The sequence below is a fragment of the Pseudomonas sp. GW823-FHT06B06 genome (genome assembly GCF_058795195.1).
Map to the genome: position 1 here is coordinate 40,706 of NZ_JBXAHO010000022.1, position 21,311 is coordinate 62,016.

Sequence of the window (21,311 nt, forward strand, 5' to 3'; positions counted from 1 at the left end):
GGGTTCCACCGCCGGCGACAACGAGCCTGACTCATGGATGAGAAATACCGCAGGGCGGTGGATGCCGCCGCGATTTTTTCCGAGACCGACCTGGGCGGCCGGATCACCCACGTCAATGAACAGTTTTGCGCAGTGTCCGGGTACAGCCGTGAAGAGTTGCTTGGGCAAAACCATCGCATGCTCAATTCCGGCATGCACGCCACTGACTTCTTCGTCGACATGTGGCGCACCATCTCCCGGGGTCATATCTGGAAGGGTGAGATCTGCAATCGTGCCAAGGATGGCAGCCTGTATTGGGTCGAAAGCACCATGGTGCCGGTGATCGAGACTGCCACCGGGCGGGTAGAGCGGTATCTGTCGATTCGCTTTGACATCAGCGAAAAACGCCAGCTCCTGCATTCCCTGCAATGGCGGGTCGGTCATGACGTGCTGACCGGGCTGCCCAATCGTGCATTTCTCTCGGATCTGCTCGATCAGGCGTTGGAGTTCTCCCGGCAGGAGAGCATTCCGCTGGCAGTGTGCATGCTCGATCTCGACGGCTTCAAGGCGATCAATGACGGCTACGGGCATGCCACCGGCGATCTGTTGCTGGTGGAGGTGGCCAAGCGCCTGCGCAACGTCGTGCGTGGCGAGGATGTGGTCGCGCGGCTGGCCGGCGACGAGTTCGTCCTGGTGTTGCGCTACGTCCATGACCTGCCGAAATTGCGGGCCGCGCTGAACCGGGTACTGGGGGCGATATCGGCACCGTACTCACTGCACGGCAAGGACATCAATGTGTTTGCCAGTATTGGCGTCACGCTCTTTCCTCACGACAACGAAGATGCCGGGACCTTGCTGCGTCATGCCGATCAGGCCATGTACGTGGCCAAGCAGAGCGGTCGCAAGCGCTTTCACTTGTTCGACGTGAGCCGCGACCGCGAGGTCAAGGCCACTCACGAGACGGTCGAACGGGTGCGTCAGGCGCTGGATGCCGGAGAGCTGCGCCTGCAGTTCCAGCCCAAGGTCAACATGCGCCGTGGCCAAGTCGTTGGCTTTGCGGCGGTGCTGCGCTGGGAGCACCCGCAAATCGGCTTGATGCCTGCCCGGGATTTTTTGCCTCAGGTGGAGGAGACGGACCTGATCATCGATATCGGTGAGTGGGTGCTGGACCGGGTGTTGGCGCAACTGGATCAATGGCGCCAGGCCAGGCATGACTGGCCGGTGAGCATCAATATCGCGGCGCGGCATTTTCAGCGGGCGGATTTCGTCGAGCGCCTCAAAAACCTGTTGGCGCGGCACGAGCGAGTCGCTCCGCAGCGGCTTGACCTGGAAATCGTCGAGTCGGTCGCGGTCGAGAACATCCAGCATGTCAGTGCCTGTCTGCAGGCTTGCCAGGCGCTGGGGGTGCAGTTTTCCCTGGGGGATTTCGGCACCGGCTACTCATCCCTGAGTTACCTCAAGCGCCTGCGCACCCAGGCCATCAAGATCGACAAGTCCTTTGTGCGCGGCATTCTTCATGATGGCGATGACTTGGCATTGACCACGGCCGTGATCGGCCTTGCCCGGGCATTTGGCCGCCAGGTGATCGCCGAGGGGCTGGAAAGTATCGAGCACGGTGAGTTGCTGTTGCGCCTGGGGTGCGAGGTGGCCCAGGGCAATTTCATTGCGCAGCCGATGCCTGCTGACGATGTGCCCGGCTGGGTCGCGGGTTTTGTCGTGCCGGCGCAATGGCGGGCGGCAGATGCCACCGCACAAGGTCATGGCCTGGGTTCAGTCTTGCCTCCGACATAAAGGGCAATGATGTCGTCGATCTCCCCGGACATCTTCATGCGCAGCAGGGTGCGCAGGATGCGCTGCACCGGCACCTTGGGGTCGTTGCGCACGTAGCAGCCGACGCGTTGCTCCTGCAGGAGCGCCACGCTTTGCAGTTGCTGCTGCGGCAACAAGCGCTGGTTGAACCAGTCAAGGGTCCATTGGTTGCTGACCGCATAGCGGTTGCGCCCGGCATGCAGCTTCTCCAGCACCTGTTCCTGGTTGCGGGCATCGTCGCGATACAGCCGGTTGGCGTCGAACAGGGGTTGCAGGGTTGGGTAACTGTAGCCCAGGACCGTCCCGATCGATTGATGGGGCAAGTGTGTTGGCGTGACGGAGGTATTCGCATCGGGACGGCTGACCAGCAGGTCGGGTTGAGTCCAGAGCGGAATGCTCCAGATATAGTCGCCGGACTGGTTCGGCGTCCAGGACTGCGCGGCGTAGCAGCGTATGTCGACCTCGCCCTGTTCCATGGCGTTTTGCACCCGGCCGCGGGGCAATACGTGGAACTGCGCCGGCACGCCGACCTGGGTCGCGAGGCTGAGCATCACGTCATACAGGATGCCCTGGGTCGGCCGGCCACGTTCAAGTTGCACCATCGGCATCGCCCAACTGTCAGGCACCACGAAGCGCAACGGCGCATCAGCGGCCGTTCCGTCCAGGCTTAACAACAGCAGTGCCCCCCAGGCTAACCGCATAAACGCTCCGCTAACTTTGACGCAAAAAGCCCGCAAAATGCAGCTTAGCCAGATTAGACGAGCGCACCGGATGCAATTTGTGCCTTGCTCCGCTAGCATTAGCCGCTTCTGCTTCCTTCGCTGCGACGGTTTTCGATGAGTTATCAGGTTCTTGCACGTAAATGGCGTCCGCGCTCGTTCCGCGAAATGGTCGGCCAGACCCATGTGCTCAAGGCTCTGATCAATGCCTTGGACAGCCAGCGGCTGCACCACGCCTACCTGTTTACCGGTACGCGCGGGGTCGGCAAGACCACTATCGCGCGGATCATAGCCAAATGCCTGAACTGTGAAACAGGTATCACTTCAACGCCCTGTGGCGAGTGTTCGGTGTGCCGCGAGATCGATGAAGGCCGCTTCGTCGACCTGATCGAGATCGACGCCGCCAGCCGCACCAAGGTCGAAGACACCCGCGAGTTGCTCGACAACGTGCAGTACGCCCCCAGCCGCGGGCGTTTCAAGGTCTACCTGATCGACGAAGTGCACATGCTCTCCAGCCATTCTTTCAATGCGCTGTTGAAAACCCTCGAAGAGCCGCCACCCTACGTCAAGTTCATCCTGGCCACCACTGATCCGCAGAAACTTCCTGCAACGATTCTTTCGCGTTGCCTGCAGTTCTCCTTGAAGAACATGACCCCGGAACGGGTCGTTGAGCATTTGAGCCACGTGCTGAGTGTCGAGAACGTGCCGTTCGAAGACGACGCGCTGTGGTTGCTCGGTCGCGCCGCCGACGGTTCGATGCGCGATGCCATGAGCCTCACCGACCAGGCGATTGCCTTCGGTGAGGGCAAGGTCATGGCCGCGGACGTTCGGGCGATGCTTGGCACCCTTGATCACGGCCAGGTCTATGACGTCCTGCATGCGCTGATCGAAGGCGATGCCAAGGCCCTGCTCGAAGCGGTCCGCCACCTGGCCGAACAAGGCCCGGACTGGAATGGCGTGCTCTCGGAGATCCTCAATGTGCTGCACCGGGTTGCCATTGCCCAGGCCTTGCCGGAAGGCGTCGACAACGGTCATGGCGACCGAGACCGGGTGCTGGCCCTGGCCCAGGCGTTGCCGGCCGAAGACGTGCAGTTCTATTACCAGATGGGCCTGATCGGCCGCCGCGACTTGCCGCTGGCGCCGGATCCCCGTGGCGGCTTTGAAATGGTGCTGTTACGCATGCTGGCATTCCGGCCCGCGGACACCGCGGACGCGCCGAGGCAACCGCTAAAGCCAGTGGGGATCAGCCAGGCCACGGTTGATTCCGCCAAATCAGTGGCTGCCACGCCGGTCGTTGCAAAGGTCGTCGCTGCACCGGTTGCACCTGTCGCGGCGGTGGCTCCGGCACCCGCGCCGGTTGTCGCTGAACCTGTACCTGTACCTGTACCTGTACCTGAGCCGGTGGTCGAGGCGGTCGTGGTCGAGGAGGTGGTCGACCTGCCATGGAACGACCCGGTCGAGCCAGAAGCCGTTCAACAGCCAGCTGTCGAGCCGGTGCTGGAAACCGCCAGCGAGCAGCCTGAGTTGCCGCCCATGCCGTTGCCGACCCCGGACAGCGTGGTACCGGACGCGCCGGAGTGGGCCGCCGCGCCCATTCCGGAACCGACGGTGGCGCAAGTCGATGCCGCTACCCCGGGCATGGACATGGATGACGAGCCGCCGCTGGACGAAGACTATATCGAGCCAGACATGGACTCGGCCTACAGCTACCTCGACGAATTGGCCAGCGAACACACCGCCGAGCCTGCCGCGGAGCCCGAGCCTGAGCCCGCCGCAGCGCCGGCCACGGGCCTGGCCCTGCAATGGCTGGAGCTGTTCCCGAACCTGCCGATTTCCGGCATGACTGGCAGCATCGCCGCCAACTGCACGCTGATCGCGGTCGATGGCGACAATTGGTTGTTGCACCTGGACCCGGCCCACAGCGCCTTGTTCAACGCCACTCAACAACGTCGTCTCAATGAAGCGTTGAACCAGTATCACGGGCGGACCCTGACCCTGACCATGGAGCTGATCAAGCCCGAGCAGGAAACCCCGGCCCAGGCGGCGTCCCGTCGGCGTGCCGACCGTCAGCGCGAGGCCGAGGAGTCGATCCACGGTGATCCGTTCATCCAGCAAATGATGCAGCAGTTCGGTGCGGTGATCCGTAACGATACTATTGAACCTGTCGAGGCCCTGGCCAGTCAGGGCTAATAACTGAAGGCGCTCGCCCGTACGGGTTGGGCGTCGTTTAATCCAAGTACTTTTGAGGTGATTCCCATGATGAAAGGTGGCATGGCCGGCCTGATGAAGCAGGCGCAGCAGATGCAGGAAAAAATGGCCAAGATGCAGGAAGAGCTGGCCAACGCCGAAGTCACCGGTAAAGCCGGTGGCGACATGGTCACCGTGGTGATGACCGGTCGTCACGACGTCAAGCGCGTGACCATCGACCCAAGCCTGGTCGAAGGCCTGAGCGAAGATGACAAGGAAATGCTCGAAGCGGTGTTCGCCGCGGCCGTCAACGACGCCGTGCGCAAGATCGAAGCCAACAGCCAGGACAAAATGGGCAGCATGACCGCTGGCATGCAACTGCCACCGGGCATGAAACTGCCATTCTGATTCGCCTTCGGGCGTTGGATGAGCTACAAAAAATGCCAGGCATCGCGCCTGGCATTTTTGTTTCTGGTCACTGATCGTTCCCACGCGTAGCAAAGGAATGCCTAAAGGGACGCTCCGCGTTCCAGCTTCAGAAAGGGACGCGGAGCGTCCCGGGCTGCATTCCCACGCATAGCGTGGGAGCGATCATGTGCCCGGAATAAACATCGAACGCCGTACCGCCACCAAGGTCTGCTCCCTATACCCCCGAATTCATCGATCAAAGGAGACGCTGACATGTCTGACCCCATGACCCTCAACCAACGTATCGTCCTGGCCTCGCGCCCTGTCGGCGCGCCGACGCCGGAGAATTTTCGGATGGAGCGGGTCGCGCTGCCCGACCTGGCCGAGGGCCAGGTGTTGCTCAAGACCCTCTATCTGTCGCTGGACCCCTACATGCGCGGGCGCATGAGTGACGCGCCGTCTTATGCCGCACCGGTGGAAATCGGCGAAGTGATGACCGGTGGTGCTGTCAGCCGGGTTGAGCGTTCGTTGCATCCCAAGTTCCACGAAGGCGACCTGGTGGTCGGCGCCACGGGATGGCAAAGCCACAGCATCAATGACGGTCGCAGCATCATTCCAGTGCCCTCGGGCCTGTCCAGCCCCTCCATGGCCCTGGGTGTGCTGGGCATGCCGGGCATGACCGCCTACATGGGCTTGATGGACATCGGCCAGCCCAAGGAAGGCGAGACCCTGGTGGTCGCGGCGGCCTCTGGCGCCGTCGGTTCGGTGGTGGGACAGGTGGCGAAGATCAAGGGCCTGCGCGTGGTCGGCGTGGCGGGCGGGGCGGAAAAATGTCGTTATGTCACTGAAGAGCTGGGCTTCGATGCCTGCATCGACCACAAGAGCCCGGATTTCGTCGACGAGCTTGCCAAGGCGTGCCCCAAGGGTATCGACATCTATTATGAGAATGTGGGTGGCAAGGTGTTCGACGCCGTGTTGCCGTTGCTCAACCCCAAGGCGCGGGTTCCGCTCTGTGGCCTGATTGCTTCCTACAACGCGAGCGAAGCGCCGAGCGGCCCGGATCGCCTGCCGCTATTGCAGCGCACGCTGTTGACCAAGCGTGTGCGAATCCAGGGCTTTATCGTGTTCGACGACTACGGTGACCGTCAGCCGGAGTTCATCAGCGCGATGGCGCCGTGGGTACGTGATGGCAAGGTGAAGTTTCGCGAAGACGTGGTCGATGGCCTGGAGCAGGCGCCCGAGGCGTTCATCGGGCTGCTGGAGGGGCGCAACTTTGGCAAGCTGGTGGTGCGGGTCGCGCCCAACGACTAAATGACGCTGTGAATTGACGCTCAACAGAGGCGCGGGTATAAACCGCGTCTCGTTGTTTTCGTCGGACTTTTCCCCATGAGCTTCAGCCCTTTGATTCGCCAACTGATCGACGCCCTGCGAGTTTTGCCAGGGGTGGGTCAGAAAACCGCCCAGCGCATGGCGTTGCAGTTGCTCGAGCGTGATCGCAGTGGCGGCTCGCGCCTGGCACTGGCCCTGAACCAGGCCATGGATGGGGTCGGTCACTGCCGTCAGTGCCGCACGCTGACCGAAGACGACCTCTGTCCGCAATGCGCCGATACCCGCCGCGACGACACCTTGCTGTGCGTAGTGGAAGGGCCAATGGATGTCTATGCCGTGGAGCAGACCGGTTACCGTGGCCGCTACTTCGTGCTCAAGGGGCATCTTTCGCCGCTTGACGGGCTGGGGCCGGAGGCAATCGGCATCCCGCAATTGATGGCGCGGATCGAAGAGGCGGGCACCTTTACCGAAGTCATCCTCGCCACCAACCCGACCGTGGAAGGCGAGGCGACTGCGCACTACATCGCCCAGTTACTCAGCAGCAAAGGCCTGATCGCTTCGCGTATCGCCCATGGGGTACCGCTGGGCGGCGAGCTGGAGTTGGTGGATGGCGGGACGCTGGCGCATTCGTTTGCAGGGCGTAAGCCGATAAGTTTGTAATTTGTGTTGTTTGGGCTGACGTCTTCGCGAGCAAGCCCGCTCCCACAGGGGCTGCGCTGAGCCTGTAGGAGCCGGCTTGCTGGCGATCCAGGCGACTTGGTCCAACTGATTCACTCATTTCTGTTGAAAACCAAGCAAGCGCTCGGTTAACTTCGCTGAACCCTTCAGTGGAGCTCGCCCATGCCTGCCTTTGAGGAATACTTCGACCCCAACCACCAAATGGTCCGCGACAGCGTCAGGCGTTTCGTTCAGCGCGAGATTCTTCCGGACATTGATCAATGGGAGGAAGCCGAAAGCTTTCCCCGCGCGCTCTACCTCAAGGCCGGTGCGGCGGGGATTCTCGGCATTGGCTACCCGCAAAGCCTGGGCGGCAGTCACGAAGGGGATGTATTCGCCAAGATCGCCGCCAGCGAAGAGCTGATGCGCTGTGGCTCGGGCGGCCTGGTGGCGGGGCTGGGCTCCCTGGACATTGGCCTGCCGCCGATAGTCAAGTGGGCCAGGCCTTGCGTACGGGATCGGGTGGTGCCACAGGTATTGTCCGGCGAGAAAATCAGCGCCCTGGCCGTCACCGAGCCCGGCGGCGGTTCCGACGTCGCCAACCTGCAAACCCGCGCCGTGCGTGAAGGCGACTTCTACCGGGTCAGCGGCAGTAAAACGTTCATCACCAGCGGCGTACGCGCGGATTACTACACCGTCGCGGTGCGCACCGGTGAGCCGGGTTTCGCTGGCATCAGCCTGTTGTTGATCGAGAAGGGCACCCCGGGTTTCACCGTGGGGCGGCAATTGAAGAAAATGGGCTGGTGGGCGTCGGACACGGCCGAATTGTTCTTCGATGATTGCCCAGTGCCTGTAGGCAATCTGATCGGCGGCGAAAACATGGGTTTCGCCTGCATCATGGGCAATTTCCAGAACGAACGCCTGGCCCTGGCCTTGATGGCCAACATGACCGCGCAGCTTGCGCTGGAAGAGAGCCTCAAGTGGGCGCGTGAGCGTGAAGCCTTTGGCAAGCCGATCGGCAAGTTCCAGGTGATCAAGCATCGCCTGGCGGAGATGGCCACGGCCCTCGAAGTCTCACGGGAGTTCACCTATCGGCAGGCGGCAAAAATGGCGGGGGGCAAGAGCGTGATCAAGGAGATTTCCATGGCCAAGAACTTTGCCACGGACACGGCGGACCGGATTACCTACGATGCCGTGCAAATACTGGGTGGCTCGGGTTACATGCGCGAGAGCCTGGTGGAGCGGTTGTACCGGGATAACCGGATTCTGTCGATTGGCGGCGGGACGCGGGAAGTGATGAACGAGATCATCAGCAAGCAGATGGGGCTTTGAGACTTGCGGTGTAGCGATTGACGCTTTCGCGAGCAGGCTCGCTCCCACAGGGGATTTTCGCTGTACACATATTTTGTGCACCACTGTGGGAGCGAGCCTGCTCGCGAAGGCATCGGTGAAGTCGCCGCTTATTTATCGGAAAGGGCAAACTGCGTCAGGCAAAACGTCGGGATCCCCATATCTTCCAAGCGTTGCGACCCACCCAGCTCCGGCAAATCGATGATCGCCGCCGCTTCATGCACCTGCGCGCCCATGCGGCGAATCAGGTTTGCCGCCGCAATCAGGGTGCCGCCTGTAGCGATCAGGTCATCGAACATCACCACAGAATCGCCTTCGCACAGACTGTCGGCGTGCACTTCAAGAAACGCTTCGCCGTATTCGGTCGCATAGCCTTCTGCCAGGACGTCGGCCGGCAACTTGCCTTGCTTGCGAAACAGCACCAGCGGCTTGTTCAACTGATAAGCCAGCACTGAGCCAATCAGGAAACCCCGGGCATCCATGGCGCCAATGTGGGTGAAGTCCGCCTCGACATAACGGTGGGCGAAGCTGTCCATCACCAGGCGCAGTGCCGTGGGCGACTGGAAGAGCGGGGTGATGTCGCGAAAGATCACACCGGGCTTCGGAAAGTCGATCACGGGGCGGATGAGGGATTTGATGTCGAAGGAATCGAAGACCATCGAAGGAGTCCTGGCAGGCTGCAAACGACACAGTATAACGGCGGCTGAACCGTTTCGCTCAGCCGCGATCCACCGAATCAGCCTTCGAGGGAGCCACCGGCCAGGGCGCAGAGCTGGATCGGGTCGAGGATGCGGATTTCCTTGCCCTCGGCCGCGATCAGTTCGTTCTGCTGGAAGCGCGTGAACACCCGCGACACGGTTTCCACCGCCAGGCCCAGGTAATTGCCGATTTCGTTGCGCGACATGCTCAAGCGGAACTGATTGGCCGAGAAGCCGCGGGCACGGAAGCGTGCCGACAGATTGACGAGGAAGGTGGCGATGCGCTCGTCGGCGGTTTTTTTCGACAGCAGCAACATCATTTGCTGGTCATCACGGATCTCGCGGCTCATCACGCGCATCAGCTGACGGCGCAATTGCGGCAGTTGCAGGGCCAGTTCGTCGAGACGTTCGAAAGGGATTTCACACACCGAGGTGGTTTCCAGCGCTTGCGCCGACACCGGGTGTTTTTCGGTGTCCATGCCCGACAGCCCGACCAGTTCGCTCGGCAAATGGAAGCCAGTGAGCTGTTCTTCGCCGGCATCGCTCAGGTTGAAGGTTTTCAGGGCGCCGGAGCGTACGGCGTAAACCGAGTCGAACTGGTCGCCCTGGCGAAACAGAAACTCACCCTTTTTCAGCGGGCGGCCTCGTTTGACGATTTCGTCCAGCGCATCCATATCTTCCAGATTCAGAGAAAGTGGCAAACACAGTGGGGCCAGGCTGCAATCCTTGCAGTGGGCTTGAGTGTGAGCGCGCAGTTTTACTGGCTCGGACATTTCTTCAATCCTTGTGGGAAAACACACATAAGACGTAAGGGTAACCCACTGCAGGACATTGAAGCCAGCGCACGGCGGATTTGTCGCAGGGTCTAGATCACTCGGGAGAACCGTTGGCGATTGTGTTGTTCCAGGTAAGCGTCAAATACCATGCACACCGAGCGAACCAGCAAGCGACCTGCCGGCAGTACAGTGATGCGTTCGCTGTCCAGCTCAATCAGGCCATCTTTGGCCATGCCCTGCAGTTGCGGCCAAAGTTCGCCGAAATAGCCTTGAAAATCTATGTTGAAGGCTCGTTCGATCTGGACGAACTCAAGGCTCAAATTGCAGATCAACTGCTGGATCACCGCCCGCCGCACGCGGTCATCGGCATTGCACAGCAGGCCGCGGCTGGTGGCCAGCTGCGCCGACGCCAAGGCGTTCTGATACTGGTTGAGGTCGCTGTTGTTCTGGCAGTACAGGTCGCCGATCTGGCTGATTGCCGACACGCCAAGGCCGATCAAGTCGCAATGGCCGTGGGTGGTGTAGCCCTGGAAGTTGCGCTGCAGGGTCGATTCCTCCTGGGCGATCGCCAGCTCGTCATCGGGCAGCGCGAAGTGGTCCATGCCGATGTAGCGGTAGCCAGCGTTGGTCAGCTGTTCGATGGTGCGCTGCAGCATCTCCAGCTTTTGTGCTGGCGTCGGTAACTCGTTACTGTTGATCCGCCGTTGTGGCATGAAGCGTTCCGGCAGGTGCGCATAGTTGAACACCGAGAGCCGGTCGGGTTGCAGGTTGATGACTTCGTCGACGGTGCGGGCGAAGTTTTCCGGGGTCTGCTTGGGCAGTCCGTAGATCAGGTCGATGTTGATCGAACGAAACTGCAGTGTCCGGGCGGCGTCGATGACCGCACGGGTTTCCTCCAGGCTCTGCAGGCGATTGACCGCGCGCTGTACGGCCGGGTCAAGGTCTTGCAGGCCGATGCTGACCCGATTGAAACCCAGTTCGCGCAGCAGGCCCATGGTCGACCAGTCGGCTTCGCGAGGGTCGATTTCGATGCCGTAGTCACCGCTATCGTCATCGAGCAGATTGAAATGTTTGCGCAGGTGCGCCATCAGCTGGCGCAGTTCGTCGTGGCTGAGAAAGGTCGGCGTGCCGCCGCCAAAATGCAGTTGCTCGACTTTCTGTGCGGGGTCGAGGTGGCAGGCGATCAGCTGGATTTCCTGTTCCAGGCGCTGCAGGTAAGGCAGCGCCCGGCCGCGATCCTTGGTGATCACCTTGTTGCAGGCGCAGTAATAGCAAATGTTCGCGCAAAATGGCACGTGCACATACAGCGACAACGGGCGCACGGCCTTGCGGCTGTCGCGCAGGGCATGCAGTAGGTCGAACGGGCTGATCTGGCTGTGGAATTGCACCGCGGTCGGGTAGGAGGTATAGCGCGGTCCCGCCAGGTCATAACGGCGGATCAGATCGGTGTCCCAACGAATGGCGTCGAGCATCATGCGGGCAATTCCCCGGATAGGCTGGCAGTGTTGGCGAGTCTAGGGGGTGGGGCGTTTGGGGATCTTGATTTGCGTCAAGGGTGCAGAGTTGTGTTGTCGGTTCGGGCCTCTTCGCGAGCAGGCTCGCTCCCACAGGTAGGAATGCTTTCAATGTGGGAGCGAGCCTGCTCGCGAAGGGCGCGCCGCGATCTAATGCCCCATGAGCCAATGCTGATGCGGCCCCGGCAAGGTCCAGATGCCGAACAACATCACCAGCAATCCGCCCGCCATGCGCACGCTGCGTTTGCGCAACAACGCCGTCACCCGTTCGGCTGCCAGCCCCGTAGCGAGCAGCACCGGCCAGGTGCCCAGTCCGAACGCCAGCATCAACAATGCGCTGTCCAGCGCATTGCCCTGACTGGCCGACCACAGCAGGGTGCTGTAGACCAGCCCGCAAGGCAGCCAGCCCCAAAGTCCGCCCAACAACAACGCCCGGGGCAGGCTCGACACCGGCAGCAGTCGGTTGGCGACCGGCTGGATATGCCGCCACAGGCCGCGACCGAGGCTTTCGATGCGGGTCAGCCCGCTCCACCAGCCGGCCAGGTACAGGCCCATGGCGATCAGCAGCAGGCCCGCGAGCACGCGCATGAACATCGCCGCCGGGCTGTTGGCCACCGCCCAGCCGGCCAGGCCGATCAACAGGCCGGCGGTGGCATAGCTGAGGATGCGCCCCAGGTTGTAGGCCAGCAGCAGGCGAAAGCGGCGACTGCGTTGTTCCTTGGGAATGGCCAGCGTCAATGCGCCCATCAAGCCGCCGCACATGCCCAGGCAATGACCGCCACCGAGCAGACCGAGGATGACCGCCGACACCAGCAGCGGCGCCAAATCAAGCATGGGGCGGCGCCTTGTCGTCGGGTTTGGGCGGATGGCCGCTGGCCTCGTCGACCGCCGCGGTGTGGTTCGGGTCCTGATCGTCGAACAGGATGCTGTGGGCCGGGCCGTCGAGGTCGTCGTACTGACCGCTGTCGACGGCCCAGAAGAAGATGTAGACAGCGATGGCCACGATCAACAGCGCGGCCGGAATCATCACGTAGAGAGCTGGCATCTGGACTCCATGCCCGCGCGGCTCAGGCCGGCAGCGGGCGGGTTTCTGGCGTGGTGCGTGCAGCCGGCGCGCTCGGCAGGCGAGTCAGGCGCAGGGCGTTGAGCACCACGGTCAACGAACTGAGCGACATGCCGACGGCTGCCCACACCGGTGTGATCCAGCCAAGGGCGGCGAACGGCAACATGAGTCCATTGTACAGCGCGGCCCACAGCAAATTCTCGATGATCACCCGGCGGGTGCGGCGCGCCAGGTTGAACGCTTGCACCAGGGCATCGAGGCGGTTGGACAGGAGTACCGCGTCGGCGCTGGTTTTCGCCAGGTCAGTGGCCGAGCCCATGGCCACGCTGATGTCGGCGGCGGCCAGTACCGGCACATCGTTGACCCCGTCTCCGAGCATCAACACCTTGCGACCTTCCTTGTGCAGTTGTTGCAGGACTTGCAGCTTGTCGTCCGGACGCAAGCCGCCACGGGCTTCATCGATGCCCAATTCAGCCGCGACACTGGCGACCATCGGCGAGCTGTCGCCCGACAGCAACAGGGTGCGCCAGCCACGGGCCTTGCAGGCCGCCAGTAGATCAGGGGCATCGGCGCGCAAACGGTCGTCGAGAACCAGCCACGCCAGCGGGCCCTGGCTATCGCCTAACAGCAGCCATTGCCCGGCTTCCTCCGGTATGGAGGGCACCGTGGCGCCGCTGAGTGCACAGACAAAACCGGGTTGACCGATGCGCAGGCGTTGCTCGCCCACCAGTCCTTCGAGGCCCAGCCCCGGCGTGCTGTGAACCTCTTCGGCGGCCACCGGCGCGCGACCAAAAGCGCGGGCAATCGGGTGTTCTGAGCGGTTCTCCAGTGCGGCGGCGAGACTCAGGCATTGATCGCTGGCAAGCGCGCCGAGGGGGCGGATCGAACGCAGCGCCAGGCGCCCTTCGGTGAGGGTGCCGGTCTTGTCGAAGATCACCGTGTCGATCTGGTTCAGGCCCTCGAGCACGTGACCGCGGGTCAGCAACAAACCCAGCTTGTGCAAGGTGCCGGTGGCGGCGGTCAACGCGGTCGGCGTGGCCAGGGACAGGGCGCACGGGCAGGTCGCGACCAGCATCGCCAGCACGATCCAGAAGGCGCGAGACGGGTCCAGCTCCCACCACAACAGTCCGATACAGGCGCAGGCGATCAGTGTCAGCAACAGGAACCATTGCGCGGCACGGTCGGCGATTTCCGCCAGCCGTGGTTTTTCGGCCTGGGCGCGGTCGAGCAGGCGCACGATGGCCGAGAGACGGGTGTCATGACCGAGGGCCAGGACTTCGACAGTCAACGGGCCTTCCACATTCAGGGTGCCAGCGGTGACGGCATCGCCCGGGGTGCGTGGCTGCGGCAGGTATTCGCCGGTCAGCAGCGATTCGTCGATGCTCGACTGGCCTTCGAGGATCTTGCCGTCGGCCGGCAAAATCGCCCCCGGATGCACCAGCACGTGATCGCCCACCCGCAGTTCACTGAGCAGGATGCGCTCGCTCTGGCCGTCGGCGCTCAGGCGCAGGCAGGAGGCGGGGAGCAAATTGACCAGTTGCGCGGTTGCGGCGGCGGTGCGCTCCCGGGCTCGCCGCTCCAGGTAGCGCCCGGCCAGCAGAAACAGGGCGAACATGCCCACGGCGTCGAAATACAGCTCGCCGACCCCGGTGATCGAGGTCCAGATCCCGGCGATGTAGGCACTGCCAATGGCCAGCGACACCGATACGTCCATGGTCAGGTGCCGTGTGCGCAGGTCGCGCATGGCGCCCTTGAAGAACGGCGCACAGCTGTAGAACACGATCGGTGTGGTGAGGAACAGCGCGACCCAGCGCAGGATGGCGTGCAGCTCGGGGCTGAGGTCGATGTTGAATTCCGGCCATGTCGCCATGGTTGCCATCATCGCCTGGAACCACAACAGCCCGGCCACGCCAAGCTGGCGCAGGGCCAGGCGATTTTCGCTGGCCAGTTGTTCGCTGGCGCGATCGGCTTGATAAGGGTGGGCGGCGTAACCGATGTGGCGCAATTCGGCGAGCACCCGGCTCAGGGGCAATTGCCCGTCGGCCCAGCGCACGTGCAAGCGATGGTTGGACAGGTTCAGGCGCGCTTCGGCAACGGCCGGCAAGGTGCGCAGGTGTTTCTCGATCAGCCAGCCGCAGGCGGCGCAACTGATGCCTTCCATCAGGAGCGTGGTTTCGGCCAAATCGCCTTCGTGGCGAACGAAGGGTTGCTGTACGTCGGCGCGGTCGTACAGCGCCAATTCATCGACCAGTTGCACCGGCAGCGCCTCGGGGTTGGCCGAGGCTTCGCTACGATGCTGGTAATAGCTTTGCAAGCCACCTGCGACAATGGCCTCGGCCACGGCTTGGCATCCCGGGCAGCAGAATTCCCGCGGCTCCCCGAGTACGACGGCGGTGAAGCGGCTGCCGCTGGGGACGGGCAGGGCGCAGTGGTAGCAGGGGGTCGGGGTGGTGGTCATGAGGTGTTGTCCGATGATCGTTCCCACGCTCCGCGTGGGAATGCCTCCCCGGACGCTCCGCGTCCGCTTCGGCTGGAACGCGGAGCGTTCCTGGCTGCGTCCCCACGCAGAGCGCGGGGGCGATCAGGTAAGGCTTATTTTTTCAGGTCTTCCGCGCCTTGCAACGGTTCATCACCGAGCAGCAATTCCTTGTCATGGTTGACCAGCTCTTCCTCGAACATGCGCCAGATGTGGTCATCCTGGGTGCCGAGCAGTTCGATAAAGCGGCGGCCTTCGATCTTGTCGCTCAGTTGGCCGATATAGCGGCCCTGTTCGGTGTCGCTGCGGGTGAGGGTGATCTTGCGATCCTTCTCCGGTTGCGTCGGCGAGATCAGGTTCAGCTCAAGCGTGGCAGGCTGGCTATTGCCGCTCAGGCGCAGGTCGACTTCACCGGTCACGTCATCCAGATGAATGCTGGCGCGCATCAGCAGGGTCTGCGCCAACAGTTCACGGTCCAGGGAGCGGTTGATGCCCTTGCCGGCCTCGTAGTAGTTGTCGTTGACCAGGTTGTCCGGGTTCTTCACCGCGATGGTCACCATGGACAAGGTCAGGGTCACCGAGCAGGCCAGGATCCCGATGATGATCCACGGCCAAAGGTGCTTGTACCAGGGACTTGCGGCAGTTGCTGCGGGCATGATCACTTCTCTCAACGATTTTGTGGGCCGATGAATCGGCTCTTGGCTTCAACGTGAATGCTGGCGTCATCGGCGTCCCTGAGGATGAATTTCACCTCGTTGGTGCTCGATGGCAATTGTTCCGGGGCCACGGACAGTTCGACCGGCTGGCTGACGATATCGCCGGCCGCAACCTTGATCTCGCGCCGGCCCTGCAGCTTGAGGTCCGGCAGGCCGGCGGCCTCGAGCAGATAGGTATGGTCGCGCTGGTCCTTGTTCATCACCTTCAGGCTGTAGACGTTCTCGATCCGGCCTTCGGCGTTCTCACGGTACAGCACGCGGTCCTTGCTGACGTCGAAACCGACCAGCGAGCGCATGAAGAACGCGGTCACCAGCACCCCGATCATTGCCAGCAGTACCACGGCATAGCCAATCAGGCGCGGGCGCAGTTTATGGGTTTTCTGCCCGGACAGGTTGTGCTCGGTGGTGTAGCTGATCAGGCCGCGCGGGTATTCCATCTTGTCCATGATGGCGTCGCAGGCATCGATGCACGCCGCGCAGCCGATGCACTCGATCTGCAGGCCGTCGCGGATGTCGATACCGGTCGGACAGACCTGGACGCACATGGTGCAATCGATGCAGTCACCCAGGCCCTGGGCCTTGTAGTCGATGCCTTTCTTGCGCGGGCCACGGCTTTCGCCACGGCGCGGGTCGTAGGAAACGATCAGCGTGTCCTTGTCGAACATCACGCTCTGGAAGCGTGCGTACGGGCACATGTAGATGCACACTTGCTCACGCAGCCAGCCGGCGTTGCCATAGGTGGCGAGCGTGAAGAAACCGACCCAGAAATACGACCAGCCATCGGCTTCACCGGTGAAGAACTCGATCACCAGCTCGCGAATCGGCGTGAAGTAGCCGACGAAGGTCATGCCGGTGACGAAACCGATCAACAGCCACAGGCTGTGCTTGCTGAATTTGCGCAGGAACTTGTTGGCGCTCATCGGCGCCTTGTCGAGTTTGATGCGCTGGTTACGATCGCCTTCGGTGATCTTCTCGCACCACATGAAGATCCAGGTCCAGACGCTCTGCGGGCAGGTGTAGCCGCACCAGACCCGACCGGCGTACACGGTGATGAAGAACAGGCCGAAGGCGGCAATGATCAGCATGCCGGACAGCAGGATGAAATCCTGAGGCCAGAAGGTGGCACCGAAGATGAAGAACTTGCGCTCCGGCAGATTCCACCAGACCGCCTGGTGCCCGCCCCAGTTGAGCCACACCGTGCCGAAATACAGCAGGAACAGGAAAGCGCCACCCGCCATGCGCAAGTTGCGAAAGAGGCCGGTGAAGGCGCGGGTGTAGATTTTTTCCCTGGAGGCGTAAAGGTCGACGCTGTTGTTTGCGTTCTTGGTGGGCGGGGTGACGTCGTGTACCGGAATCTGGTTGCTCATCATTGCATCCCACGGCAGTGGAAAAATGCCTCGGTCAGTACGTGCCGACCGCGGTCAAAAAGAGGTGTTGCAGTAGCGCAATGATACGCCTGTCGCTCTAGCTCAAGGGTGCGACCTTTGGTCGCGTTGGGGAAAAAACCCGAATGGTGTAGCGAATGTAACAAAACATGATGCAGGTCAATTGACTATAGCTCAACGGTAGAGCACGACCGAACTGTCGGGGGCGTGGTTTTAGAGCGCAGCGGATGTCCGCTGCGCTCATGAATCACCGCTTAAAGGATGTTTCCTCCGCCCAGGCCGTCGAGCCCGCTGCCGGAAAAGTTGGCACGACGCGGCGCAGTTTCCTCAGGTTCAGGTTCTTCGGGTATTTCGCACTCGGTGATGAGGCGCTCGACTGCCGGAACGATTACTTCCTTTGCAGGCTCAGGCATTACCGGACCCCTACAGTCGTCAACGATGTGTTCTTGATCAGACATGGTATGCATTCCTTGTGTAATGACGATTAACTTCCTTGTCCTGGCCAACCCGCTTCATGCTGGTTGCCAGGTCAGTCGACGTTACCCCTGACCGGCCCGCAATCCCATCGAATATAGGTTTCAGATTATGAAACCAGCGCCCATGACAAAACGGCCCCGCCAATTCTCATTGGCGGGGCCGTTCGTTACTGCATCAGGCGTATGCCTTACTGGGCGTCTGCCACTGGAGCCTTCTCGCCATGCGACAGGCTGTAGACGTAAGCGGCCAGCAGGTGAACCTTGTCGTTACCTTGCAGCTGTTCCTGGGCAGGCATCTGGCCCTGGCGTCCGTAACGGATGGTCTGCTGCAGTTGCGCGAAGCTCGAACCGTAGATGAACGCGCCCGGGTGGGTCAGGTTAGGTGCGCCCATCGCTGGGGTACCTTTACCTTCCGGACCGTGGCAAGCCACGCAGTTGGCCGCGAACAGTTTCTGCCCGGCAACCGGGTCAGCCTTGGCGCCTTCCGGCAGCTTGCGGCCATCGAGGTTGGTCAGGACGAAAGCGGCAACGTCCGCTACGCCTTGCTCGCCGATCACATCAGCCCACGCCGGCATCACCGCGTGGCGACCGCCCATGATGGTGGTCTTGATGGTTTCCGCTTCGCCGCCCCAGCGCCAGTCGGCGTCGGTGAGGTTAGGGAAGCCGTAGGCACCCTTGGCGTCGGAGCCGTGGCAGACCGAGCAGTTGGAGGCAAACAGGCGGCCGCCCATTTTCAGCGCTTGAGGGTCCTTGGCGACTTCTTCGATCGGCATGGACGCGAACTTGGCGAAGATCGGACCGAACTTGGCGTCCGAGCGAGCCATTTCCTTTTCCCACTCGTGAACGCCGGTCCAGCCGGTCTGGCCGTTGGCGAACGCGGTCTGCTTTTCGTTATCGAGGTAGTTGTAGCCTGGCAGCAGGCCTTTCCAGTTGCCCAGGCCCGGGTACAGCACCAGGTAACCCAGGGCGAAAATGATGGTGCCCACGAACAGCATGAACCACCATTTCGGCAGGGGGTTGTCGTACTCCTCGATACCGTCGAAGGAGTGGCCAACCGTCTCTTCGGTCGACTCGGTGCGCTGGCCCTTACGGGTCGACAGCAGCAGCCAGGTCAGGGAAAAGATCGTACCGAGACTGAGGACTGTGACATACAGACTCCAGAATGTAGTCATTCTTTGTTACTCCTAGAAGCTTGCTCGACGTGCTTGATGGCTTCGGGATCATCCGCAAAAGGCAGCAAGGTCGCGTCTTCGAACTCCGACTTGCGCTTGGGACTGAACACCCACAACGCCAGACCGATGAAGGCCACCATCACGACAACGGTGCCCAGGCCACGAATCATCCCGATATCCATTTAGATCACCGTTTGCTTTTGATGATGGTGCCCAGGCCTTGCAGATAGGCCACCAGCGCGTCCATTTCGGTTTTGCCCTTCACGGCATCCTTGGCACCGGCGATGTCTTCGTCGGTGTAAGGGACGCCGAGCGCGCGCAAGACTTCCATTTTCTTGGCGGTGTCCTTGCCGTCGAGCTTGTTTTCCACGAGGAACGGGTAGGCCGGCATTTTCGACTCAGGCACCACGTTGCGCGGGTTGTACAAGTGCGCACGCTGCCAGTCATCGGAGTAACGACCGCCGACACGGGCCAGGTCCGGACCGGTACGCTTGGAACCCCACAGGAACGGGTGGTCCCACACGCTCTCGCCGGCGACCGAGTAGTGGCCGTAACGTTCGGTTTCAGCACGGAACGGGCGGATCATCTGCGAGTGGCAGCTGACACAACCGTTGGCGATGTAGACATCCCGGCCTTCCAGTTCAAGGGCAGGGCGGGGCTTCATGCCCTCGACCGGCTTGTTGGTGACATCCTGGAAAAACAGCGGAACGATCTGGGTCAGGCCGCCGACACTGACGGCGATAACCATGAAGAAGGCCAGCAGGCCAATATTCTTCTCGACTGCTTCATGCTTCATCAGTGAGCTCCAACTACAACGATCTGTTCGGCAGCTTTAGCCTCTGCCGGGTGCGAGGCACGTACGGTACGCCATACGTTGTAGGCCATGAACAGCATGCCAGTGGCGAAGAACGCACCGCCCAGGGCGCGAACGATGAAGCCAGGGTGGCTGGCTTGCAGCGCTTCGACGAACGAGTAGGTGAGGGTGCCGTCGTCGTTGATTGCACGCCACATCAGGCCCTGGGTGATGCCGTTGACCCACATCGAAGCGATGTACAGCACGGTACCGATGGTCGCGAGCCAGAAGTGCGTGTTGATCAGGCCGATGCTGTGCATCTGCGCGCGACCGAACAGTTTCGGGATCATGTGGTAGATCGCGCCGATCGAGATCATTGCTACCCAGCCGAGTGCGCCGGCGTGTACGTGGCCGATGGTCCAGTCGGTGTAGTGCGACAGCGAGTTGACGGTCTTGATGGCCATCATCGGGCCTTCGAAGGTCGACATGCCGTAGAACGCCAGGGACACCACCAAAAAGCGCAGGATCGGGTCGGTACGCAGCTTATGCCAGGCGCCCGACAGGGTCATCATGCCGTTGATCATGCCGCCCCAGCTTGGCGCCAGCAGGATGATCGACATGGCCATGCCCAGCGATTGGGCCCAGTCCGGCAGTGCGGTGTAGTGCAGGTGGTGCGGACCGGCCCAGATGTACAGGGTGATCAGCGCCCAGAAGTGCACGATGGACAGGCGATAGGAGTAGATCGGACGCTCGGCCTGTTTCGGCACGAAGTAGTACATCATCCCCAGGAAACCGGTGGTCAGGAAGAAGCCTACGGCATTGTGGCCGTACCACCACTGGATCATCGCGTCGGTCGCGCCCGAGTAGGCCGAGTAGGACTTGAACAGGCTGACCGGCAGCGACATGTGGTTGACGATGTGCAGCATCGCGGTCACGACGATGAAAGCACCGTAGAACCAGTTGCCCACATAGATGTGCTTGGTCTTGCGCTTGGTGATGGTGCCGAAGAACACCAGGCCGTAGGTAACCCAGACAATGGCCAGCAGAATAGCCAGAGGCCATTCCAGCTCAGCGTATTCCTTGGTGGTGGTGTAACCCAGCGGCAAGGTAACGATGGCGCCGACGATCACCGCTTGCCAACCCCAGAAGGTGAAGGCCGCGAGGCTGTCGGAAATCAGTCGCGTTTGGCAGGTTCGCTGCACGACGTAGTAGGAAGTGGCAAACAGTGCACAACCACCGAAGGCGAAAATCACCAGGTTGGTGTGCAACGGGCGCAGGCGTCCAAAGCTCGTCCACGGCAGGCCGAAGTTCAACTCCGGCCAGACCAGTTGCGAGGCGATGAAGACACCGAGCCCCATGCCAAGGATCCCCCAGACCACCGTCATGATGGCGAACTGGCGGACTACCTTATAGTTATAAGCAGTCGGACTGATTGCTGTGCTCATTCTAAGGTTCCACGGTTTGGGTGTTTTATTAGGATTAAAAATCGGCCGCAAGTATGGAGAAAGCAGGGGGTCATTGCAACGCGCCATGACCTGGGTCAATGCGTTCAAATGCTGATTCTGCGGCCTTTCCATGCGCCGCGTAAGGACAAAAATGGCCTCGGACAAAATGTCGCAGTGAACGGAAAAAGCGAGGGGGTTCAGGTCGCTTGTAACAAGGTGTGTTGAAAAGGCCTGGTCGGCGACCGACGGTATTTGGCTCGACAGCCGGTATCTACCAGCGTTTGCGGCCTGTCAGTCAGTCGACGGGGGCGAACACATCGCGCAAGGATGACCTGGAACCGGCACGGGCCAGTCCGCAT

General features: G+C 61.6%; 20 protein-coding genes. 6 read left to right on the forward strand and 14 right to left on the reverse strand.

Annotation, left to right across the window (positions count from 1 at the left end):
• Positions 1-33: 33 nt before the first annotated feature.
• Positions 34-1,770, forward strand: a complete 1,737-nt coding sequence (locus AC1Q8Q_RS19990; protein WP_492615429.1) for a putative bifunctional diguanylate cyclase/phosphodiesterase — start codon at positions 34-36, stop codon at positions 1,768-1,770.
• Here the strand turns inward: AC1Q8Q_RS19990 and AC1Q8Q_RS19995 are convergent.
• Positions 1,737-2,489, reverse strand: coding sequence for a substrate-binding periplasmic protein (locus tag AC1Q8Q_RS19995; protein WP_033043482.1), 753 nt, complete (start codon positions 2,487-2,489; stop codon positions 1,737-1,739). The genes AC1Q8Q_RS19990 and AC1Q8Q_RS19995 overlap by 34 nt on opposite strands.
• Positions 2,490-2,624: 135 nt before the next feature.
• Between AC1Q8Q_RS19995 and dnaX the strand changes: the two genes are divergently transcribed.
• The 5 genes from dnaX to AC1Q8Q_RS20020 all read left to right on the forward strand — a co-directional run bounded on the left by dnaX (position 2,625) and on the right by AC1Q8Q_RS20020 (position 8,420).
• Positions 2,625-4,697, forward strand: a complete 2,073-nt coding sequence (gene dnaX, locus AC1Q8Q_RS20000; protein WP_492615430.1) for a DNA polymerase III subunit gamma/tau — start codon at positions 2,625-2,627, stop codon at positions 4,695-4,697.
• Positions 4,698-4,763: 66 nt separating this feature from the next.
• Entirely contained in the window at positions 4,764-5,102 is a 339-nt protein-coding gene (locus AC1Q8Q_RS20005; protein ID WP_007933349.1) for a YbaB/EbfC family nucleoid-associated protein, read from the forward strand.
• A 273-nt stretch (positions 5,103-5,375) separates the two neighbouring features.
• Complete coding sequence (gene curA / locus AC1Q8Q_RS20010; protein ID WP_492615431.1) at positions 5,376-6,413, forward strand: NADPH-dependent curcumin/dihydrocurcumin reductase; 1,038 nt, start codon at positions 5,376-5,378, stop codon at positions 6,411-6,413.
• Positions 6,414-6,488: 75 nt separating this feature from the next.
• Positions 6,489-7,091, forward strand: coding sequence for a recombination mediator RecR (recR, locus tag AC1Q8Q_RS20015; RefSeq protein ID WP_020800658.1), 603 nt, complete (start codon positions 6,489-6,491; stop codon positions 7,089-7,091).
• A gap of 180 nt (positions 7,092-7,271) precedes the next feature.
• Complete coding sequence (locus AC1Q8Q_RS20020) at positions 7,272-8,420, forward strand: acyl-CoA dehydrogenase family protein (protein WP_492615432.1); 1,149 nt, start codon at positions 7,272-7,274, stop codon at positions 8,418-8,420.
• Between the two features lie 128 nt (positions 8,421-8,548).
• Here the strand turns inward: AC1Q8Q_RS20020 and AC1Q8Q_RS20025 are convergent, their stop codons facing one another.
• The 13 genes from AC1Q8Q_RS20025 to ccoN form a co-directional block, all read right to left on the reverse strand.
• Positions 8,549-9,097, reverse strand: coding sequence for an adenine phosphoribosyltransferase (locus AC1Q8Q_RS20025; protein WP_492615433.1), 549 nt, complete (start codon positions 9,095-9,097; stop codon positions 8,549-8,551).
• 77 nt (positions 9,098-9,174) lie between these two features.
• On the reverse strand, positions 9,175-9,909 hold the full coding sequence (gene fnr, locus AC1Q8Q_RS20030) for a fumarate/nitrate reduction transcriptional regulator Fnr (protein ID WP_020800660.1): 735 nt from the start codon (positions 9,907-9,909) through the stop codon (positions 9,175-9,177).
• Positions 9,910-10,001: 92 nt separating this feature from the next.
• Positions 10,002-11,384, reverse strand: a complete 1,383-nt coding sequence (gene hemN / locus AC1Q8Q_RS20035) for an oxygen-independent coproporphyrinogen III oxidase (RefSeq protein ID WP_042955847.1) — start codon at positions 11,382-11,384, stop codon at positions 10,002-10,004.
• Between the two features lie 192 nt (positions 11,385-11,576).
• Positions 11,577-12,260, reverse strand: a complete 684-nt coding sequence (locus tag AC1Q8Q_RS20040; RefSeq protein ID WP_020800662.1) for a sulfite exporter TauE/SafE family protein — start codon at positions 12,258-12,260, stop codon at positions 11,577-11,579.
• Positions 12,253-12,471, reverse strand: coding sequence for a cbb3-type cytochrome oxidase assembly protein CcoS (ccoS, locus tag AC1Q8Q_RS20045; protein ID WP_008057874.1), 219 nt, complete (start codon positions 12,469-12,471; stop codon positions 12,253-12,255). The genes AC1Q8Q_RS20040 and ccoS overlap by 8 nt, the downstream gene beginning before the upstream one ends.
• 22 nt (positions 12,472-12,493) lie before the next feature.
• Entirely contained in the window at positions 12,494-14,947 is a 2,454-nt protein-coding gene (locus tag AC1Q8Q_RS20050) for a heavy metal translocating P-type ATPase (RefSeq protein WP_083348509.1), read from the reverse strand.
• 134 nt (positions 14,948-15,081) lie between these two features.
• The gene (locus tag AC1Q8Q_RS20055) at positions 15,082-15,621 is read right to left on the reverse strand and encodes a FixH family protein (protein ID WP_033041221.1); all 540 of its coding nucleotides are present in this window, start codon (positions 15,619-15,621) and stop codon (positions 15,082-15,084) included.
• A gap of 11 nt (positions 15,622-15,632) precedes the next feature.
• Positions 15,633-17,048, reverse strand: coding sequence for a cytochrome c oxidase accessory protein CcoG (gene ccoG, locus AC1Q8Q_RS20060; RefSeq protein ID WP_033041223.1), 1,416 nt, complete (start codon positions 17,046-17,048; stop codon positions 15,633-15,635).
• Positions 17,049-17,320: 272 nt separating this feature from the next.
• A complete protein-coding gene (locus AC1Q8Q_RS20065; RefSeq protein WP_083348512.1) occupies positions 17,321-17,524 on the reverse strand; it encodes a hypothetical protein in 204 nt (67 codons plus the stop codon).
• A 206-nt stretch (positions 17,525-17,730) separates the two neighbouring features.
• Positions 17,731-18,714: a cytochrome-c oxidase, cbb3-type subunit III gene (ccoP, locus tag AC1Q8Q_RS20070; RefSeq protein ID WP_083348513.1), complete on the reverse strand. Its 984-nt coding sequence runs from the start codon at positions 18,712-18,714 to the stop codon at positions 17,731-17,733.
• The gene (locus AC1Q8Q_RS20075) at positions 18,711-18,896 is read right to left on the reverse strand and encodes a CcoQ/FixQ family Cbb3-type cytochrome c oxidase assembly chaperone (RefSeq protein ID WP_003175465.1); all 186 of its coding nucleotides are present in this window, start codon (positions 18,894-18,896) and stop codon (positions 18,711-18,713) included. The genes ccoP and AC1Q8Q_RS20075 overlap by 4 nt, the downstream gene beginning before the upstream one ends.
• A 5-nt stretch (positions 18,897-18,901) precedes the next feature.
• Positions 18,902-19,510, reverse strand: coding sequence for a cytochrome-c oxidase, cbb3-type subunit II (gene ccoO, locus AC1Q8Q_RS20080; protein WP_008057891.1), 609 nt, complete (start codon positions 19,508-19,510; stop codon positions 18,902-18,904).
• On the reverse strand, positions 19,510-20,952 hold the full coding sequence (ccoN, locus tag AC1Q8Q_RS20085) for a cytochrome-c oxidase, cbb3-type subunit I (RefSeq protein WP_020800668.1): 1,443 nt from the start codon (positions 20,950-20,952) through the stop codon (positions 19,510-19,512). The genes ccoO and ccoN overlap by 1 nt, the downstream gene beginning before the upstream one ends.
• Positions 20,953-21,311: the final 359 nt, after the last annotated feature.

Bases quoted from the DNA above. Each gene is read 5' to 3' on its own strand.
- fnr (WP_020800660.1), bottom strand. From the start codon at position 9,909: ATGTCCGAGCCAGTAAAACTGCGCGCTCACACTCAAGCCCACTGCAAG.
- curA (WP_492615431.1), top strand. From the start codon at position 5,376: ATGTCTGACCCCATGACCCTCAACCAACGTATCGTCCTGGCCTCGCGC.
- AC1Q8Q_RS20050 (WP_083348509.1), bottom strand. From the start codon at position 14,947: ATGACCACCACCCCGACCCCCTGCTACCACTGCGCCCTGCCCGTCCCC.
- ccoO (WP_008057891.1), bottom strand. From the start codon at position 19,510: ATGAAGCATGAAGCAGTCGAGAAGAATATTGGCCTGCTGGCCTTCTTC.
- ccoS (WP_008057874.1), bottom strand. From the start codon at position 12,471: ATGCCAGCTCTCTACGTGATGATTCCGGCCGCGCTGTTGATCGTGGCC.
- dnaX (WP_492615430.1), top strand. From the start codon at position 2,625: ATGAGTTATCAGGTTCTTGCACGTAAATGGCGTCCGCGCTCGTTCCGC.
- AC1Q8Q_RS20065 (WP_083348512.1), bottom strand. From the start codon at position 17,524: ATGTCTGATCAAGAACACATCGTTGACGACTGTAGGGGTCCGGTAATG.
- AC1Q8Q_RS20020 (WP_492615432.1), top strand. From the start codon at position 7,272: ATGCCTGCCTTTGAGGAATACTTCGACCCCAACCACCAAATGGTCCGC.
- recR (WP_020800658.1), top strand. From the start codon at position 6,489: ATGAGCTTCAGCCCTTTGATTCGCCAACTGATCGACGCCCTGCGAGTT.
- ccoG (WP_033041223.1), bottom strand. From the start codon at position 17,048: ATGAGCAACCAGATTCCGGTACACGACGTCACCCCGCCCACCAAGAAC.
- AC1Q8Q_RS20005 (WP_007933349.1), top strand. From the start codon at position 4,764: ATGATGAAAGGTGGCATGGCCGGCCTGATGAAGCAGGCGCAGCAGATG.
- ccoP (WP_083348513.1), bottom strand. From the start codon at position 18,714: ATGACTACATTCTGGAGTCTGTATGTCACAGTCCTCAGTCTCGGTACG.
- hemN (WP_042955847.1), bottom strand. From the start codon at position 11,384: ATGCTCGACGCCATTCGTTGGGACACCGATCTGATCCGCCGTTATGAC.
- AC1Q8Q_RS19990 (WP_492615429.1), top strand. From the start codon at position 34: ATGGATGAGAAATACCGCAGGGCGGTGGATGCCGCCGCGATTTTTTCC.
- AC1Q8Q_RS20075 (WP_003175465.1), bottom strand. From the start codon at position 18,896: ATGGATATCGGGATGATTCGTGGCCTGGGCACCGTTGTCGTGATGGTG.
- AC1Q8Q_RS19995 (WP_033043482.1), bottom strand. From the start codon at position 2,489: ATGCGGTTAGCCTGGGGGGCACTGCTGTTGTTAAGCCTGGACGGAACG.
- AC1Q8Q_RS20040 (WP_020800662.1), bottom strand. From the start codon at position 12,260: ATGCTTGATTTGGCGCCGCTGCTGGTGTCGGCGGTCATCCTCGGTCTG.
- AC1Q8Q_RS20055 (WP_033041221.1), bottom strand. From the start codon at position 15,621: ATGCCCGCAGCAACTGCCGCAAGTCCCTGGTACAAGCACCTTTGGCCG.
- AC1Q8Q_RS20025 (WP_492615433.1), bottom strand. From the start codon at position 9,097: ATGGTCTTCGATTCCTTCGACATCAAATCCCTCATCCGCCCCGTGATC.
- ccoN (WP_020800668.1), bottom strand. From the start codon at position 20,952: ATGAGCACAGCAATCAGTCCGACTGCTTATAACTATAAGGTAGTCCGC.